General features: G+C 71.9%; 16 protein-coding genes, 7 tRNA genes and 1 pseudogene. 10 read left to right on the forward strand and 14 right to left on the reverse strand.

Annotated elements, in window-relative coordinates; genetic code table 11:
* Positions 1–66 precede the first annotated feature (66 nt).
* From thrS to AAHZ94_RS15140, 6 genes are all read right to left on the reverse strand, one after another.
* On the reverse strand, positions 67–2,049 hold the full coding sequence (gene thrS / locus AAHZ94_RS15115) for a threonine--tRNA ligase (protein ID WP_349993399.1): 1,983 nt from the start codon (positions 2,047–2,049) through the stop codon (positions 67–69).
* Positions 2,050–2,180: 131 nt separating this feature from the next.
* The gene (locus AAHZ94_RS15120) at positions 2,181–2,360 is read right to left on the reverse strand and encodes a hypothetical protein (protein WP_349993400.1); all 180 of its coding nucleotides are present in this window, start codon (positions 2,358–2,360) and stop codon (positions 2,181–2,183) included.
* Between the two features lie 172 nt (positions 2,361–2,532).
* Positions 2,533–2,604 (reverse strand) — tRNA-Val (locus tag AAHZ94_RS15125).
* A 70-nt stretch (positions 2,605–2,674) separates the two neighbouring features.
* Complete coding sequence (locus AAHZ94_RS15130) at positions 2,675–3,154, reverse strand: SRPBCC family protein (protein WP_349993401.1); 480 nt, start codon at positions 3,152–3,154, stop codon at positions 2,675–2,677.
* Between the two features lie 432 nt (positions 3,155–3,586).
* Positions 3,587–3,658 (reverse strand) — tRNA-Val (locus AAHZ94_RS15135).
* Positions 3,659–3,726: 68 nt separating this feature from the next.
* Positions 3,727–4,182, reverse strand: coding sequence for a TIGR02611 family protein (locus tag AAHZ94_RS15140; protein ID WP_349993402.1), 456 nt, complete (start codon positions 4,180–4,182; stop codon positions 3,727–3,729).
* Positions 4,183–4,372: 190 nt separating this feature from the next.
* Between AAHZ94_RS15140 and AAHZ94_RS15145 the strand changes: the two genes are divergently transcribed.
* Both AAHZ94_RS15145 and AAHZ94_RS15150 read left to right on the forward strand, forming a co-directional pair.
* Positions 4,373–4,786, forward strand: a complete 414-nt coding sequence (locus AAHZ94_RS15145; protein ID WP_003959770.1) for an SsgA family sporulation/cell division regulator — start codon at positions 4,373–4,375, stop codon at positions 4,784–4,786.
* A 252-nt stretch (positions 4,787–5,038) separates the two neighbouring features.
* The gene (locus AAHZ94_RS15150; protein ID WP_349993403.1) at positions 5,039–5,596 is read left to right on the forward strand and encodes a CGNR zinc finger domain-containing protein; all 558 of its coding nucleotides are present in this window, start codon (positions 5,039–5,041) and stop codon (positions 5,594–5,596) included.
* A gap of 116 nt (positions 5,597–5,712) precedes the next feature.
* Here the strand turns inward: AAHZ94_RS15150 and AAHZ94_RS15155 are convergent, their stop codons facing one another.
* Together AAHZ94_RS15155 and AAHZ94_RS15160 are read right to left on the reverse strand one after the other, a co-directional pair.
* Positions 5,713–5,868, reverse strand: a complete 156-nt coding sequence (locus tag AAHZ94_RS15155; protein ID WP_349993404.1) for a hypothetical protein — start codon at positions 5,866–5,868, stop codon at positions 5,713–5,715.
* Between the two features lie 68 nt (positions 5,869–5,936).
* Entirely contained in the window at positions 5,937–6,386 is a 450-nt protein-coding gene (locus AAHZ94_RS15160; protein WP_349993413.1) for a hypothetical protein, read from the reverse strand.
* Between the two features lie 166 nt (positions 6,387–6,552).
* Between AAHZ94_RS15160 and AAHZ94_RS15165 the strand changes: the two genes are divergently transcribed.
* Positions 6,553–7,092: a DsbA family protein gene (locus tag AAHZ94_RS15165; protein WP_349993405.1), complete on the forward strand. Its 540-nt coding sequence runs from the start codon at positions 6,553–6,555 to the stop codon at positions 7,090–7,092.
* A gap of 168 nt (positions 7,093–7,260) precedes the next feature.
* Here the strand turns inward: AAHZ94_RS15165 and AAHZ94_RS15170 are convergent, their stop codons facing one another.
* Positions 7,261–7,650, reverse strand: coding sequence for a RidA family protein (locus tag AAHZ94_RS15170; RefSeq protein WP_349993406.1), 390 nt, complete (start codon positions 7,648–7,650; stop codon positions 7,261–7,263).
* 72 nt (positions 7,651–7,722) lie between these two features.
* Between AAHZ94_RS15170 and AAHZ94_RS15175 the strand changes: the two genes are divergently transcribed.
* Positions 7,723–8,679, forward strand: coding sequence for a LysR family transcriptional regulator (locus tag AAHZ94_RS15175; protein ID WP_349993407.1), 957 nt, complete (start codon positions 7,723–7,725; stop codon positions 8,677–8,679).
* Here AAHZ94_RS15175 and AAHZ94_RS15180 read toward each other — a convergent pair.
* On the reverse strand, positions 8,676–9,512 hold the full coding sequence (locus tag AAHZ94_RS15180; RefSeq protein ID WP_349993408.1) for a GNAT family N-acetyltransferase: 837 nt from the start codon (positions 9,510–9,512) through the stop codon (positions 8,676–8,678). The two genes, AAHZ94_RS15175 and AAHZ94_RS15180, sit on opposite strands and share 4 nt — an antisense overlap.
* Positions 9,513–9,709: 197 nt before the next feature.
* On the opposite strand from AAHZ94_RS15180, the gene AAHZ94_RS15185 reads away from it, so the two are divergent.
* The gene (locus AAHZ94_RS15185) at positions 9,710–9,949 is read left to right on the forward strand and encodes a hypothetical protein (protein WP_349993409.1); all 240 of its coding nucleotides are present in this window, start codon (positions 9,710–9,712) and stop codon (positions 9,947–9,949) included.
* Here the strand turns inward: AAHZ94_RS15185 and AAHZ94_RS15190 are convergent.
* Positions 9,912–10,745 (reverse strand): aminotransferase class IV, encoded by an 834-nt coding sequence (locus AAHZ94_RS15190; RefSeq protein ID WP_349993410.1) that lies wholly within the window; start codon positions 10,743–10,745, stop codon positions 9,912–9,914. The two genes, AAHZ94_RS15185 and AAHZ94_RS15190, sit on opposite strands and share 38 nt — an antisense overlap.
* Positions 10,742–11,842, reverse strand: coding sequence for a chorismate-binding protein (locus AAHZ94_RS15195; protein ID WP_349993411.1), 1,101 nt, complete (start codon positions 11,840–11,842; stop codon positions 10,742–10,744). The genes AAHZ94_RS15190 and AAHZ94_RS15195 overlap by 4 nt, the downstream gene beginning before the upstream one ends.
* A 148-nt stretch (positions 11,843–11,990) precedes the next feature.
* Between AAHZ94_RS15195 and AAHZ94_RS15200 the strand changes: the two genes are divergently transcribed.
* The 5 genes from AAHZ94_RS15200 to AAHZ94_RS15220 all read left to right on the forward strand — a co-directional run bounded on the left by AAHZ94_RS15200 (position 11,991) and on the right by AAHZ94_RS15220 (position 12,475).
* Positions 11,991–12,063 (forward strand) — tRNA-Gly (locus AAHZ94_RS15200).
* Between the two features lie 29 nt (positions 12,064–12,092).
* Positions 12,093–12,163 (forward strand) — tRNA-Cys (locus AAHZ94_RS15205).
* A gap of 1 nt (position 12,164) precedes the next feature.
* Positions 12,165–12,236 (forward strand) — tRNA-Val (locus tag AAHZ94_RS15210).
* A gap of 74 nt (positions 12,237–12,310) precedes the next feature.
* Positions 12,311–12,382: transfer RNA gene (locus AAHZ94_RS15215), tRNA-Val, on the forward strand.
* Between the two features lie 21 nt (positions 12,383–12,403).
* Positions 12,404–12,475, forward strand: a tRNA-Val gene (locus AAHZ94_RS15220).
* Positions 12,476–12,659: 184 nt separating this feature from the next.
* Here the strand turns inward: AAHZ94_RS15220 and AAHZ94_RS15225 are convergent.
* Both AAHZ94_RS15225 and AAHZ94_RS15230 read right to left on the reverse strand, forming a co-directional pair.
* A complete protein-coding gene (locus AAHZ94_RS15225; RefSeq protein WP_349993412.1) occupies positions 12,660–12,938 on the reverse strand; it encodes a TFIIB-type zinc ribbon-containing protein in 279 nt (92 codons plus the stop codon).
* A gap of 184 nt (positions 12,939–13,122) precedes the next feature.
* Positions 13,123–13,672, reverse strand: a pseudogene (locus AAHZ94_RS15230) (hypothetical protein); the annotation flags it as partial.

The following is a 13,672-nucleotide window of genomic DNA, read 5'->3' on the forward strand; positions in this document are numbered from 1 at the left end:
CCCCCGGGGGGGGGGGGGGGGGGGGGGGGGGCGGGCCCCCGGGGGGGGGCCCCCCCCGGCGAGCGGTCACACCTGGACGCGGCGCTCCACGGCGTCCACGATCTCCGCGATGGCTTCCGCGCGCGGGATGCCGTTCTTCTGCGAGCCGTCGCGGTAGCGGAAGCTGACCGCGCCGGCCGCCACGTCCTCGTCGCCGGCGATGACCATGAACGGGATCTTGGCCTTCTGCGCGTTGCGGATCTTCTTCTGCATCCGGTCGGAGGAGGCGTCGACCTCGATGCGCAGCCCCTTGGCCTTGGCCTCGGCGGCGAACTCGGCGAGGTAGGGCACGTGCCCGTCGCCGATCGGGATGCCGACCGCCTGGACGGGGGCGAGCCAGGCCGGGAAGGCGCCCGCGTAGTGCTCAAGGAGGACCGCGAAGAACCGCTCGATGGAGCCGAAGAGCGCCCGGTGGATCATGACGGGCTGCTGCCGGGAGCCGTCGGCTGCGGTGTACTCCAGGTTGAACCGCTTGGGCTGCTGGAAGTCCACCTGGATGGTGCTCATCTGCCAGGAGCGGCCGATGGCGTCCTTGGCCTGGACGGAGATCTTCGGCCCGTAGTACGCGGCGCCGCCCGGGTCGGGCACCAGCGGCAGGCCCTGCTTCTCGGCCGCCACCCGCAGCGCCTCGGTGGCCTCTTCCCACTCCGCGTCCTCGCCGATGAACTTGTCGGACTCGGGGTCGCGGGTGGAGAGCTCAAGCTCGAAGTCGTTGAGACCGTAGTCGCGCAGCAGGTTCAGCACGAAGGTGAGCAGGCCGTCGAGCTCCTGCGGCATCTGCTCCTTGGTGCAGTAGATGTGCGAGTCGTCCTGGGTGAACCCACGGGCCCGGGTGAGGCCGTGCACCACGCCCGACTTCTCGTACCGGTAAACGGTGCCGAACTCGAACAGGCGCAGCGGCAGCTCGCGGTAGGAGCGCCCGCGGGCCCGGAAGATCAGGTTGTGCATGGGGCAGTTCATGGCCTTGAGCCGGTAGTTCTGCCCGTCGAACTCCAGCGGCGGGAACATGGCGTCGGCGTAGTTCGGCAGGTGCCCGGAGGTCTCGAAGAGCTTTTCCTTCGAGATGTGCGGGGTGTTCACGAACTCGTACTCGGCCTCTTCGTGCCGCCGGCGCGAGTAGTCCTCCATGACCTTGCGGACGACGCCGCCCTTGGGGTGGAAGACGGCGAGGCCGGAGCCGAGCTCTTCGGGGATGGAGAACAGGTCGAGTTCGGCGCCGAGCTTGCGGTGGTCGCGCTTCTCGGCCTCGGCGAGGAACTCCAGGTGCGCCTTGAGCTCGTCCCTGGTCGGCCATGCGGTGCCGTAGATCCGCTGGAGCTGCGGGTTCTTCTCGCTGCCGCGCCAGTAGGCGGCGGCCGAACGCATCAGCTTGAAGGCGGGGATGGCGCGCGTGGACGGCAGGTGCGGCCCGCGGCACAGGTCCTTCCAGCACAGCTCGCCGGTCTTGGCGTCCAGGTTGTCGTAGATCGTCAACTCGCCCGCGCCGACCTCGGCGGAGGCTCCTTCGGCGGCGTCGGCCGCGGCACCCTTGAGCCCGATAAGCTCCAGCTTGTACGGCTCGTCGGCGAGTTCGACGCGGGCCGCCTCGTCGGTGACCGGCCGCCGGGCGAAGCGCTGGCCGCGCTTCTGGATCTCCTGCATCTTCTTCTCGATGCGCTTGAGGTCGTCCGGGTGGAACGGGTTCTCGACGTCGAAGTCGTAGTAGAAGCCGTCCCTGATGGGCGGCCCGATGCCGAGCTTGGCCTCGGGGAACAGCTCCTGCACGGCCTGGGCCATGACGTGTGCGGTGGAGTGTCGCAGGATGTCGAGGCCGTCCTTGGAGGTGATCTCGACGGGTTCGACCTCGTCGCCTTCGGCCACCTCGTACGCCAGGTCCTTCAGCTCGCCGGCGACCCGGGCGGCGACGATGGAACGGTCACCCTCGAAGAGCGCGGCGGCCGTCGTGCCCGTCGTGACCACGCGTTCTTCCCGCTCGGAATCGCGTTGGATGATCACACGGACGTCTGACACCGGTCTCTCCTGACGTTGCTGTGGTGCGACAGCGAACGCTGCGCAGCACGAATCGTACCGAGCCGGATGCCCACCTCGCGAAACGGTTCACCGCGCGCCCGCCCCGACGTCGCCGGGGCGGCGCGAGTGGTTCAGCGCCCGGCGCGACGGGCGGCGAGCAGCCCCGCGCCGGCCGCGAAGGCACAGAGGCCGGCCATCGCGCTGAACACGATCTCCAGCAGCCCGCCGTCGAACGTCACCCCGATGATCACGTTGATCCCCACACACAGCCCGAACAGCAGCCACAGCACGCCCTTGGTCGTCCCGTTCATCGCCCTCGTCCTCCCGTTTCCCTTGGAGTACGAACGCTAGGGATCAGGGGCCGGGCCGCACCATGGAGCGCTCCCCCACGTCGATGGTGTATCCAGCTACACCATTCGACCGGCGCGGGAAAACACAGAGCGCCGCGCTCCTCGTGGAGCACGGCGCTTGCTTTCTTCGGGGTGGGCGATACTGGGTTCGAACCAGTGACCTCTTCGGTGTGAACGAAGCGCTCTCCCACTGAGCTAATCGCCCCGATGTCCGGCCGTTTTCCCTGGGGTTTCCGGCGAACGAGTTGAACAATACAGGTCGCGGCGACCGTTGTTCAAACCGCGTTCTTCGCCCCGCCCCCGCGGGCCAGCAGCGACCGCAGCCCGCGGTGCCCGCCGCGCATCATCAGCGTGTGGTTGAGCACGAGGAAGGGCCGACAGACCGGCCCGAGCCGACGCAGCAGCGGCTTGCGCAACTCGACTTCCTGCTCGAACACGGCCCGACTGCCCGTCCCCGCGACTCCCGGCAGTACGGTCCACCGCGCCCACCCGTCGAGGTCACCGGTCATGGAGATCTCCAGGACCCGGGCAGCGGGATCACGCCGCGCCTCACGGGCCTCAACGACGAGTTCGTACGGCAACACGGACCGGAACCGCATGCTCCCCCGCCGCCCGTCGATCTCCCGGACTTCCCGCACCTGTGGCCACCAGAGGGGATATTCCTCGGCTCGCTCCAACAGCGCGTACACGACGTCGGGCTCGGCGCTCAGCCCCCAGCAACTACGAAACCGATAGTGCCGCCACCCACCAACCATGCCCCCCAGTCTGCCCGCCCCACCCGGCACACCAGCACGCGGACGCCGCAGGCGAGCCTTCCCCGACCCCCACACCGAAGCGCTCCCCCGAACGCGAAGCCGAGCCCCACAAAGCCAAAGGATGAGTCCCCGCAAAGGCGAAGCCGAGCCCAAGCCACCCCCCATGGCGAAGCCGAGCCCCCAGCCAATCGAAGCCAACCAACCCGCAGCCAATTCCGACCCCAAGCCACAACGAAGCCCCGCGAAGGCGAAGCCGAGCACAACCCGAAGGCGAAGCCGAGCTACCCCCGCCCCGCGCTCCCGGCCCACCCCGCCCGACCCCCCGGGGGGGGGGGGGGCGGAGCCCCCCCAACGCGATGGCGAAGCCGAGCAAATACGACGAAGGCGACCCGGTCTGCGCAGTCCGCAGACACGAGTCGCCTATCGCCTTCGTGGGCGATACTGGGTTCGAACCAGTGACCTCTTCGGTGTGAACGAAGCGCTCTCCCGCTGAGCTAATCGCCCTCGGCGCGGCCAACATTACCGCATGTCAGGCCGTGCTTTTGACCGTGGTGGGGTGGTGGTCGGGCTGGTTATTCGTCGATCTTCCAGGGCATGACGATGCCGAATTTGTAGATGTAGACCGCCAGGGCGGCGCCGATGATGATCAGCCCGATGGTGGTGAGGATGATGTTGCGGCGGCGGACTCTGGGGTCGAGGGCTCGCTGGGTTGCCTCGCTGACTTTGCGCTTGGTCCAGCGCAGGACGAGTTGGGCCCAGACGAATTCGGTTGCCCAGATGCCGATGCCACCGAAGATGACGAGCCAGCCCGGCCCGGGTAGCGGCAGCATGATGATGCCCACGACGACGACCGCGAGCCCCACCACGAAGACGCCTACTTGCCAGCTCAGGTGTAGGGCGCGCGACTTTTTGATGAAGTGCGGCGCCCGGGAGCCGAGGACTGGCGGCTCGGCTCCGGTTTTGCCCCCCGTATCGGACGGTGCGGGGGTCGTTGCGCCCGCCTGCCGTCCGTCACTCTCCGCGTTCATACTGGCCAACCTACCGGATCGCACACCTTCACTGGAATGGCGGTTTTAAGTGAACAGGGGGTCGGCCAGCCGGGCGACCCGAAGAGCCACAAAACGGGCAGAGGGGTTTACAACGGCACCGTAGGTGGCATGTCGATTTCGCCGACGTGCGAATCCCCGAGCGCACACTGAGCGAAAGGCCCTGGCGCTTATGAACACCACGGTCAGCTGCGAGCTGCACCTGCGCCTCGTTGTATCGAGCGAGTCCTCACTGCCTGTACCCGCGGGCCTGCGGTATGACACGGCCGATCCGTATGCCGTGCACGCCACCTTCCACACCGGAGCCGAAGAGACGGTCGAGTGGGTGTTCGCCCGCGATCTTCTCGCCGAGGGCCTACACCGGCCCACGGGCACCGGCGACGTCCGTGTCTGGCCGTCTCGCAGCCACGGTCAGGGCGTCGTCTGCATCGCGCTGAGCTCCCCGGAAGGTGAGGCACTCCTCGAAGCCCCGGCGCGGGCCCTGGAGTCCTTCCTGAAGCGAACAGACGCCGCAGTGCCGCCCGGCACCGAGCATCGGCACTTCGACCTGGATACGGAGCTTTCCCACATCCTGGCCGAGAGCTGACTGCGCGTACGAGCTGACGTGGCGCGGCCTCGGGCCGCGGGCGCCGGTTCCCACCCGCCCAAGGGCCGTCCGACTCGGGGAGACGGTCCGTAACGCGGCGGGCGACCCACAACCTCACAGGAGAGACGGCGGTGCCGTCGCCCCGCTTGGCCCGTGGCGGCGGCACCGTTGTTGCGTCCGGCCAATCGCCCAGCCGATAGAGTCACCGGAATCGAAGGGCAGCCGCCGACCCACCCGGCCAGGGAGCGAATCGTGCTGATCAACCACGACACCCGGTGCGCGCTCGACGCGGTCGTCGACCTGGTGAACACGGTGCCGGACGGTTCGGAACCCGATGGGTTGCCCGATCTGGCGGCGCTGCGCGCCTTCGTCACCCGGCACAAGATCAGTGGCGTGGGGACGCTGGGCGAGCGTGATCTGGCGGCCGTTCGGGTGACGCGGGAGGGTTTCGTCGCCGTCTTCGCCGCGCCGGACGCGCCGGGCGCGGCAGCGCTGATCAACACGATGGTCGCCGCGGCCGGTACCACTCCGCAGTTGACCGACCACGACGGCTACGACTGGCACGTGCACTACTTCGCACCGGACGCCTCGATCGCCGATCATCTGGCGGCCGACGGAGGCATGGCGCTGGCGTTCTTGCTGGTGGCGGGCGAGCAGGAGCGGCTGCGGCGGTGTGAGGCCCCGGACTGTCGGCGCGCGTTCATCGATCTGTCCCGCAACCGCTCGCGCCGCTACTGCGACAGCCGTACCTGCGGCAATCGTCTCCATGTGGCGGCCTACCGGGCCCGCCGGCGCGAGGCCGGCGTCTAGCGGGGTGCCGCCGCGCGGGCCGTACCGCCCGGGTCGTACGCGGCACTGCCGGGGCCGTACGCGACGGCCGGGGTCCGGACCTGCGCGGGTGGGCCGCGGGGCGTCCGGCGGGTGGCTCACCAGGGGTAGAGGTCGTGGACCGCTGCGAGGAGCAGCAGGGTGGCGATCACGCTGAGGAAGAGCATCAGCGGTGGCTGGGAGAGCGCGAAGAGGCACCCGCGCGACTCCTGGTGTCCTGAGGCGGGGGTGGATTCCCCGGGTGAGTGCGGCATCGCTGCCCGATGATCCCGGAGTGGGATCATCGGTTTCGGCCAACGCCCCCCGCTCGGGGGATAGTTCGCTAGATTCCGTGCTTCTTGAGGATCGCCTCGATATCGGCGAATTCGTCGCTGCCGGTGCTCCCCTTGGCCTTGCGGCGGGGCTGGGTGCGCTCCGCGGCCCGGCCGGCGCCGAGCGGGGGCGTGGTGGCCTGGGGGGCGAGGGCGGCGCGCTCGGCTGCCGCCGCGGCCTTGCGCTCCTTGCGGGTGCCGCCTTCACCGCGCTGCTCGACGGTCCTGACCAGCAAGAACAGCAGGGTGGAGACGGCGAGCACGCCGAAGCCCACCCATACCGACGGCTTGAAGACGAGGTCGCTGATCCAGTCCGCGATGCCGGTCATGGCCAGCCCCAGCGGGAGGAGGGCGTAGGCGGCGATCCGGGGCGCCGCCAGGAATCGCTTGCGGTACGCCGTCATGGCGGCGATGCCCAGGCCCGCCGCCGACAGTGCGGCGCACAGCGTCGAGGTCAGCATCCGGGTCCTCCTGCTCGTGAGGTGCTGTCCCATCCATCGTGCACCGTGGGGCCCCGGATCAGCCACGATCGCTCGTGAATCGGTGCGATATCCGGGACATCTCCGGGGAGGGCTCCTCCGCAGGTGCCAGTGCGTGAGTACGCCGGGGAGCTGAAAGACTGCTCGTATGAGCCCCACAGATGCCCCCGCAGGTGCCACCTCCCCTGCTTCTCCTCCCTCGGCCGTGCTCGACGTGTGGTGCGAGCTCCAGTGCCCGGACTGCCGGGCGGCCCTCGATGACCTGCATGCGTTGCGGGCCAGGTACGGGGACGCGCTGGAGATCCGGTTGCGGCACTTCCCGCTCGCGAAGCACCAGCACGCGTACGCGGCGGCGCAGGCCGCGGAGGAGGCCGCGGTGCAGGGGCGGGGCTGGCCGTACGTGGAGGCCGTCCTGGCGCGGGTGGCGGAGCTCGCCGAGCGGGGGAACGACCTGCTCGTGGAGGTGGCGCGGGAGGTCGGTCTGGACGCCGACGAGGTGGACACCGCGTTGATCGACGGCCGGCATCTGCTCGCGGTCGACGCCGACCAGGCCGAGGGCCAGGCGATCGGCGTCACGGGGACGCCCACGTACGAGATCGGTGGCCAGCGCCTGGACGGCGGGAAGAGCCAGGAGGGGCTGCGGGAGCGGATCGTGGAGATCGCGGACGGGTTGCTCGGGCGCGGCTGAAGGGGGCGGTGCGTCGCCACCCCGGGTGGACGCCGTGGTGGCGACGGGCGGTGCGGGTAGCGCCGGGCGGTGCGGAGGAACCGGGCGCCGTGAGTGGCGCCGGGGATCTCGCGTGACGCCCGGCGGTGCGAGTGGCGTACGCGGCGCGTCAGCCGGTCCAGTCGGGTGTCAGACCGTCGGGCGGCGCGCGTCCACCTCGATCTCGATCTTCATGCGGGGGTCGGCCAGCCCGCAGACCTGCATCGTGGCCGCCGGCGGTACGGCGGCGAAATGCCGGCGCAGCACCGGCCAGCACGGCTCGAAGTCCTCCCGGCGGGGCAGCAGGTAGCGCACCCGCACCACGTCGGCGAGCGTGCATCCGGCCTCGGCCAGTACGGCCCGGATGGTGCGCAGGCACTGTTCGGCCTGCTCCACCACGTCGTCCGAGATCGTCATGATCGCGTAGTCGAATCCGGTGGTGCCCGAGACGTGCACCCGGTCGCCGTCGACCACGGCGCGGGCGTAGCCGATCTGTTCCTCGAAGGGCGAGCCGGTGCGGATCGCGCGTCGTTCTGCCATGGCCCGAACGCTAGGGGCGCGCCCGCCATACGTCTAATACACGCTGCGCCATCGACTGATATTGCTAGGCGTATGGACGTGTTGGATTCCGTGGCGCCGGCCGAGCGCCCCGAGCTGCCGTTGCCGCAGCTCCACGCCTTCTCGGTGCTCGCCGACGAACTGCACTTCGGGCGGGCCGCGGCGCGCCTTGGCATCGCCCAGCCGCCGCTGAGCCAGCAGATCCGCCGGCTGGAGGAGAAGGTCGGTCACGCCCTGTTCGTCCGGGAGCCGGGGCGGGTGGCGCTGACCGCCGCTGGCCGGGAGCTGCTGCCCGCCGCGCAGCGCGCCCTGTCCGTACTGAGCGCGGGGCTCGAAGCGGCCCGGGCCGCGGGCAGCGGGCGCTCCGGCCGGCTGCGCATCGGCTTCGCCGCCTCGGTCGCGCTGACCGTCCTGCCCGGCCTGCTGCGGACCTTCCGGGAGCGGTTCCCGGCCGTACGGCTGGACATCCGCGAGATGACCTCGGCCCCGCAACTGGCCGCGCTGCGCGAGCAGAACATCGACGTCGGGCTGTTGCGCGAGCCGCCCACCGCCGCGGCTGACGGGCCCGAACTGGGCTTCCGTACCGTGCTGCGCGAGCGGTTCGTGGCGGTCCTGCCGGCCGCACATCCGCTGGCCGCGGGGCGCGTCGTCACCCTGGACGCGCTGGCCGGCGAGCCCTTCGTCCTGCTGCCGCGGGCGGCCGGGCCGCAGTTCCACGACCAGATCGTCGCGCTGTGCGGGGCGGCCGGGTTCGTGCCGCGCGTGGCGCAGCACGCGGTGGAGTGGCAGACGGTCTGTGCGCTGGTGGAAGCGGGGTTCGGGGTGTCGCTCGCGCCCGCGGGCGTGCGCCGGATGCGGTTGCGCGGCGTCGCCTTCCGCGCTCTCGCGCCCGACACCGTACGCACCCGGGTCGCCCTGGCCTGGCGCCTGGCGGACCCCAATCCGGCGGTGGCCCACCTGTTGGCGCTGGCCGGCGAGCGCGGCCGGGGCGGCCCCGGGGCCGGGCGCTAGAGCAGCGACTTGGTCAGATGGGTGTGGGTGTACCGGTAGCCCAGCGACTCGTACAACCGGATCGCCGGGGTGTTGTTGGCGAAGACGTGCAGGCCGAGCCGGTCGCGGCCGGCGGCCAGGGTCTCGCGCTCGGCGATCTGGAGCAGGGTGCGGCCGTGGCCCTGGCCCCGGTGTTCCGAATCGACCAGCACGGCGAAGACGTAGGCGCCGTCCGCGTACCCGTGGTCCTTGCTGACGGACACCCAGATGTTGCCGCGCGCGACGCCGTCGTGGGTGAGCACGCGCAGCACGGTGCCGGGGGTCGCCGGGCCGTTCGGCAGCAGCTTCGCGTAGTCGGCATCCGCCTTGCTCTCGGCCTGTTCCCGGGTGACGTTGCGCTCCAGCCAGCTCTCGATGTAGCCGGCTCGCTCCGCCGCCAACCACTGCGGGTACTCGGCCTCGGTGAGCGGGCGCGCGCTGCTGCCGGTCGGCAGGTCGGGCGGCTCGGCCAGCTCCTTGACCATGTTGTGGCCGCCGGGCGTGTAGCCGACCGCGGTGGCCAGGGCGAGGCCCGTCGGCGCTTCGGCGGGCACGGTGGTGGTGATCCGGTTGCAGCCCCAACCGCGCAGCACCTCTTCGGCGGCGAGCACCGCCACGGTGCCGCGGCCCCGCCTGCGGTCGCCCTCGGCTATCTCCAGGTGCCGCAGTTGCCCGGATGCGGGGCCGAACCTCGGGTCGGTGCCCACTTCCAGAGTGCCGACGGAGCGGCCGTTGTCGCAGACCTCGTACGTGCGCGAGCGCGCGCCGTCGGCCGCTTCGTTCAGTGGGCTGATGGGTCGCAGCGTGGTGGTCACCTGCTTGTTGTACCGGCCGGGCCGGCGTGCGTCACGTCCTTTTGCCGGCCCCGGACGTCGACCGGGTGCGGCGGTGCGCCCGGCCACGCGCCAGGTGCACCGGGGCTGCGGAGTTTGCCGCGCGAGTACGGCGCGTACGGGCCGTACGGCAGGGTCGGCGACGCGCCGGGCACGCACCCCGCGCGCATGGCCGGCCGGTGGTCGCTCACGCGGCGGGGGGGGGGGGGGGGGGGGGGGGGGGGGGGGGGGGCGGCGGGGGGGGGGGGGGGGGGGGGGGGGGGGGGGGGGGGCGCGGCCGGCCCCCCCCCCCCGCGGGCGGGGGGGGGGGGGGGCCGCCCGCGGGGGGGGGGGGGGGCGGGCGGGGGCGGCCGCCCCGCCAGGAGTTGCGGGGCCGGCGGGTCAGCGGGGGTCGGGGGTGGCTGCCGCGCGTTCGGTGAAGGTGCGCAGGGCCTCTCGGGTGACCTTGCCCGGCTCCCCCAGGTCGCGCCCGCCGTCCGCGGGGCCGACCCGGTGGACGCCCTGGACGTCGCGCAGTGTGGAGGTCAGGAAGATCTCGTCGGCCTCGTCCAGCGCCGCCAGCGGCAGGTCCGTCTCCTTCGCGCCCGACCACTCCACGACCAGCGCCCGGGTGACGCCGGCCAGGCATCCTGAGGTCAGCGGCGGGGTGTGCAGTTCGCCGCCGAGCACCAGGAAGACGTTGGAGCCGGTCCCCTCGCAGAGTTGGCCGACCGTGTTGGCGAACAGCGCTTCGGACGCCCCGGCGCGGCGCGCGGCACCGAGGGCGACCACGTTCTCCGCGTACGAGGTGGACTTCACGCCGGCCAGCGCGCCGCGTTCGTTGCGGGTCCAGGGGACGGTGATGACGGCGGTGCTCGTCGGATGCTCGGTGGCCGCCCCGATGGCCACCACCAGCGTGGCGGCGGACTCGCCGCGGTCGGAGCCGAGCGGTGCGACGCCGCCGGTGTAGGTGATGCGCAGCCGGCCCAGCGGCATCGGGTTGGCGGCCAGCACCGCGTCGACGGCCCGGCGCACCTCGTCCAGGTCGGGTTCGGGCAGGCCGAGGGCGTGCGCGGAGGTGGTGAGCCGCTCCAGGTGGCGGGTGAGCGCGAAGGGGACGCCGTGTACGGCCTTGAGGGTTTCGAAGATGCCGTCGCCGACCGTCATGCCGTGGTCGAAGACCGAGACCCGGGCCTCGCTCTCGTCCCGCAGTGCCCCATCGAGCCAGATCGTCACCGTACCGTCCCTCCAGTCGCCTGCTGTGCCCCTGACGCTACCGCGAGCAGTCGGGCCGCCTTCAGCTCGGTCTCCTCCCATTCGCGCTCGGGGTCGGAGCCCCAGGTGATGCCGGCGCCGGTGCCGAAGCGCAGCACCGGGGCGCCGTGCGGGTCGCCCTCCTGCGGGGCGCGGTCGAGCCAGAAGGTGCGGATGCCGACAGCCAGTTCGGCGGTGCCGCGGTCCGCGTCGACCCAGCCGACGCCGCCGCAGTACGGGCCGCGGGGCGCCGTTTCCAGGGCCGCGATGATCTCCAGCGCGCTGGCCTTGGGGGCGCCGGTCACCGAGCCCGGCGGGAAGGTGGCCGCCAGCAGCTCCGGCCAGCCGGCGCCCGCCGGCAGCGCGCCGCGGACCGTGGAGACCAGGTGGACGAGGCCGGGGTGCGGCTCGATCGCGCACAGCGCGGGGACGGTCACCGAGCCGGTGGCGCACACCCGCCCCAGGTCGTTGCGGACCAGGTCCACGATCATCACGTTCTCCGCATGGTCCTTCTCCTGGAGGTCGGCCGCGACCCGCCCGGTGCCCTTGATCGGCCCGGACTCGACCACGGCCCCGCTGCGGCGCAGGTAGAGCTCGGGCGATGCGGTGGCCACCTCGACGCCGTGTTCGGGCAGCCGCACGGTGCCGGCGTACGGGGCGGGGTTGCCGCGGGCCAGCAGGGCGGTCAGCGCATCGACGTCGGCGGTGCCGGCGGGGGCGTCCGGGCCGGCGCCGGGGGCGGGCGGCAGCGGCGCCGAGAGCACGCGGCAGAGATTGGCCTGGTAGACCTCGCCGGCCGCGATGTGCCGGCGGATGCGCCGCACGCCCGCGGTGTACGCCGCCCGGTCGAGCGAGGAGGTCCAGGCGTCCACCGCGGGGCCCCGCCAGCCGCCCGGCACCGGGCTTGGCACCGGCGCGGGCCGTACGTCGCCGAAGCGGGCGCAGGTCAGCCGTCCCTCGAAGTCCGCGACGACGGCCCAGAAGCCCGTCGATTCGAGGGCGGCCGGGTCGCTCGTGACGTCGCGCAGGTCGGTGGCGAGGAGCCCGCCGAAACGGGCCATGGGCGGCAGGTCGTACACGGTGGCGAGTCTATGACCGGGTCGCGCGGCGCGCTCTGGGGCGGTGACCACCGCAGCACGCTGGGGAAACGGAATTTGAGCTGGCTCAGGAATCCGCTAGAGTTCAACACGTCGCCGGGACGCGGAAGTGTTCTGGACAACGACAACTGCGGACGTGGCTCAGTTGGTAGAGCATCACCTTGCCAAGGTGAGGGTCGCGAGTTCGAATCTCGTCGTCCGCTCGACGTGGGGGATTTTTTCCCTCACTCCTGGTGGAGTGGCCGAGAGGCGAGGCAACGGCCTGCAAAGCCGTCTACACGGGTTCAAATCCCGTCTCCACCTCGGACGATTAGCTCAGCGGGAGAGCGCTTCCCTGACACGGAAGAGGTCACTGGTTCAATCCCAGTATCGTCCACTGGGTCCTCGGACCCCGTACGACCTAGGTGAACGCCTAGGGTGAGGCACCAGCCCTTCGGGGCGGGTGATCCCGCGCGATTAGCTCAGCGGGAGAGCGCTTCCCTGACACGGAAGAGGTCACTGGTTCAATCCCAGTATCGCGCACACGGTGCACCGCACCATCCCGGACGATTAGCTCAGCGGGAGAGCGCTTCCCTGACACGGAAGAGGTCACTGGTTCAATCCCAGTATCGTCCACACCGCAAATGGCCGGTGATTGAAGCTCAGCTTCGATCACCGGCCGTTTTCCGTATAGGGCCGCGTCGTGTGCCACGGAGGCGCCGGGCGGCCCGTGGGCCGAGCTTTGCGGGCCCGGCCCACGGGGCGGTCCGGCGGCCGACGGCTCAGCGGGCCGGGCCGGTGCCGCCGGTACTGCCGGTGCTCAGGACGAGAAGAGCATGTGGCCGAAGCTCCGCCGGCGGTGGCCGTGGCCGTGGTGGCCCTGGTGCCCTGCGCCCCAGGCGGGGGCGGGGGTCGCGGGGTACGCCTGCGGGGCCGGGGCCGGCGGGGGTGCCTGCTGCACCCACTGCGACTCAAGCTGCGTCAGCGACTCAAGCTCCCCGTAGTCCAGAAAGATCCCCCGGCAGCCACTGCACTGCTCGATCTGCACACCGCTGCGGTTGTACGTATGCATCGGTGCATGACACTTGGGACACTGCATGGTCCGCTCAACTCCTCAGCCTTCGGGCATCCGCGTCGCCGGAACACGCGTCCGGCGACGATGAGTTCACCCTACGGCGTGACCCCGCGGCAACCGCCCCTGGCTCTGCAGCCGGGCGGACCGGGCCCGACGTCCCTGGCGGAGTGGGGCACGGGCCAGGGCGTTCGCCTGGGAACGGGGCGGGTCAGCCGGCGGTCGGCGGGCCCGGGGGCGGTTCGGGCAGGCCTACCATGCGGGCGCAGGCCGCCACCATCGCCTCTTCCGCCGGGTCCGGGGGCCGGGCCGCGGAGGCCGCCTTGGCCAGGCCCAGTGCCGCGCTCTGCACGGTGAGCGCCCTGGCCGGTACGTCGAGGTGGGGCCAGGGATCGCCGGCCGGCCCCACCGCCGGGCCGCCGGCCGCCCGGTAGGAGTCGAGCAGCCGGCTCCACTCGTCGGGGTCGAGCAACCCGGTGGCGAACCAGGCCGCGGGGCGGGCGAGGTCCCAGGCCGGGTCGCCGGTGCCGAGGTCGTCGACGTCGATCAGCAGCCATCCGGCGCCCGCCGCGCCCGCGCCGTCGGCTGGGACGGTGGGGTCGGCCGGGGCGGTGAGAGTCGGGCCGTGCGTGGGGTGGGTGGGGCCCGCGGGGGCGTCCGGTGCCGCGAGCCGCACCAACTGCCCGAGGTGCAGATCGCCGTGGCAGAGCCGGTCGGTCGCAGGGGCCGGGGCGTCGCCGCGCGCCCAGTCGGGCAGGGAC

The organism is Streptomyces sp. HSW2009 (assembly GCF_040240285.1).
Classification (GTDB): Bacteria; Actinomycetota; Actinomycetes; order Streptomycetales; family Streptomycetaceae; genus Streptomyces.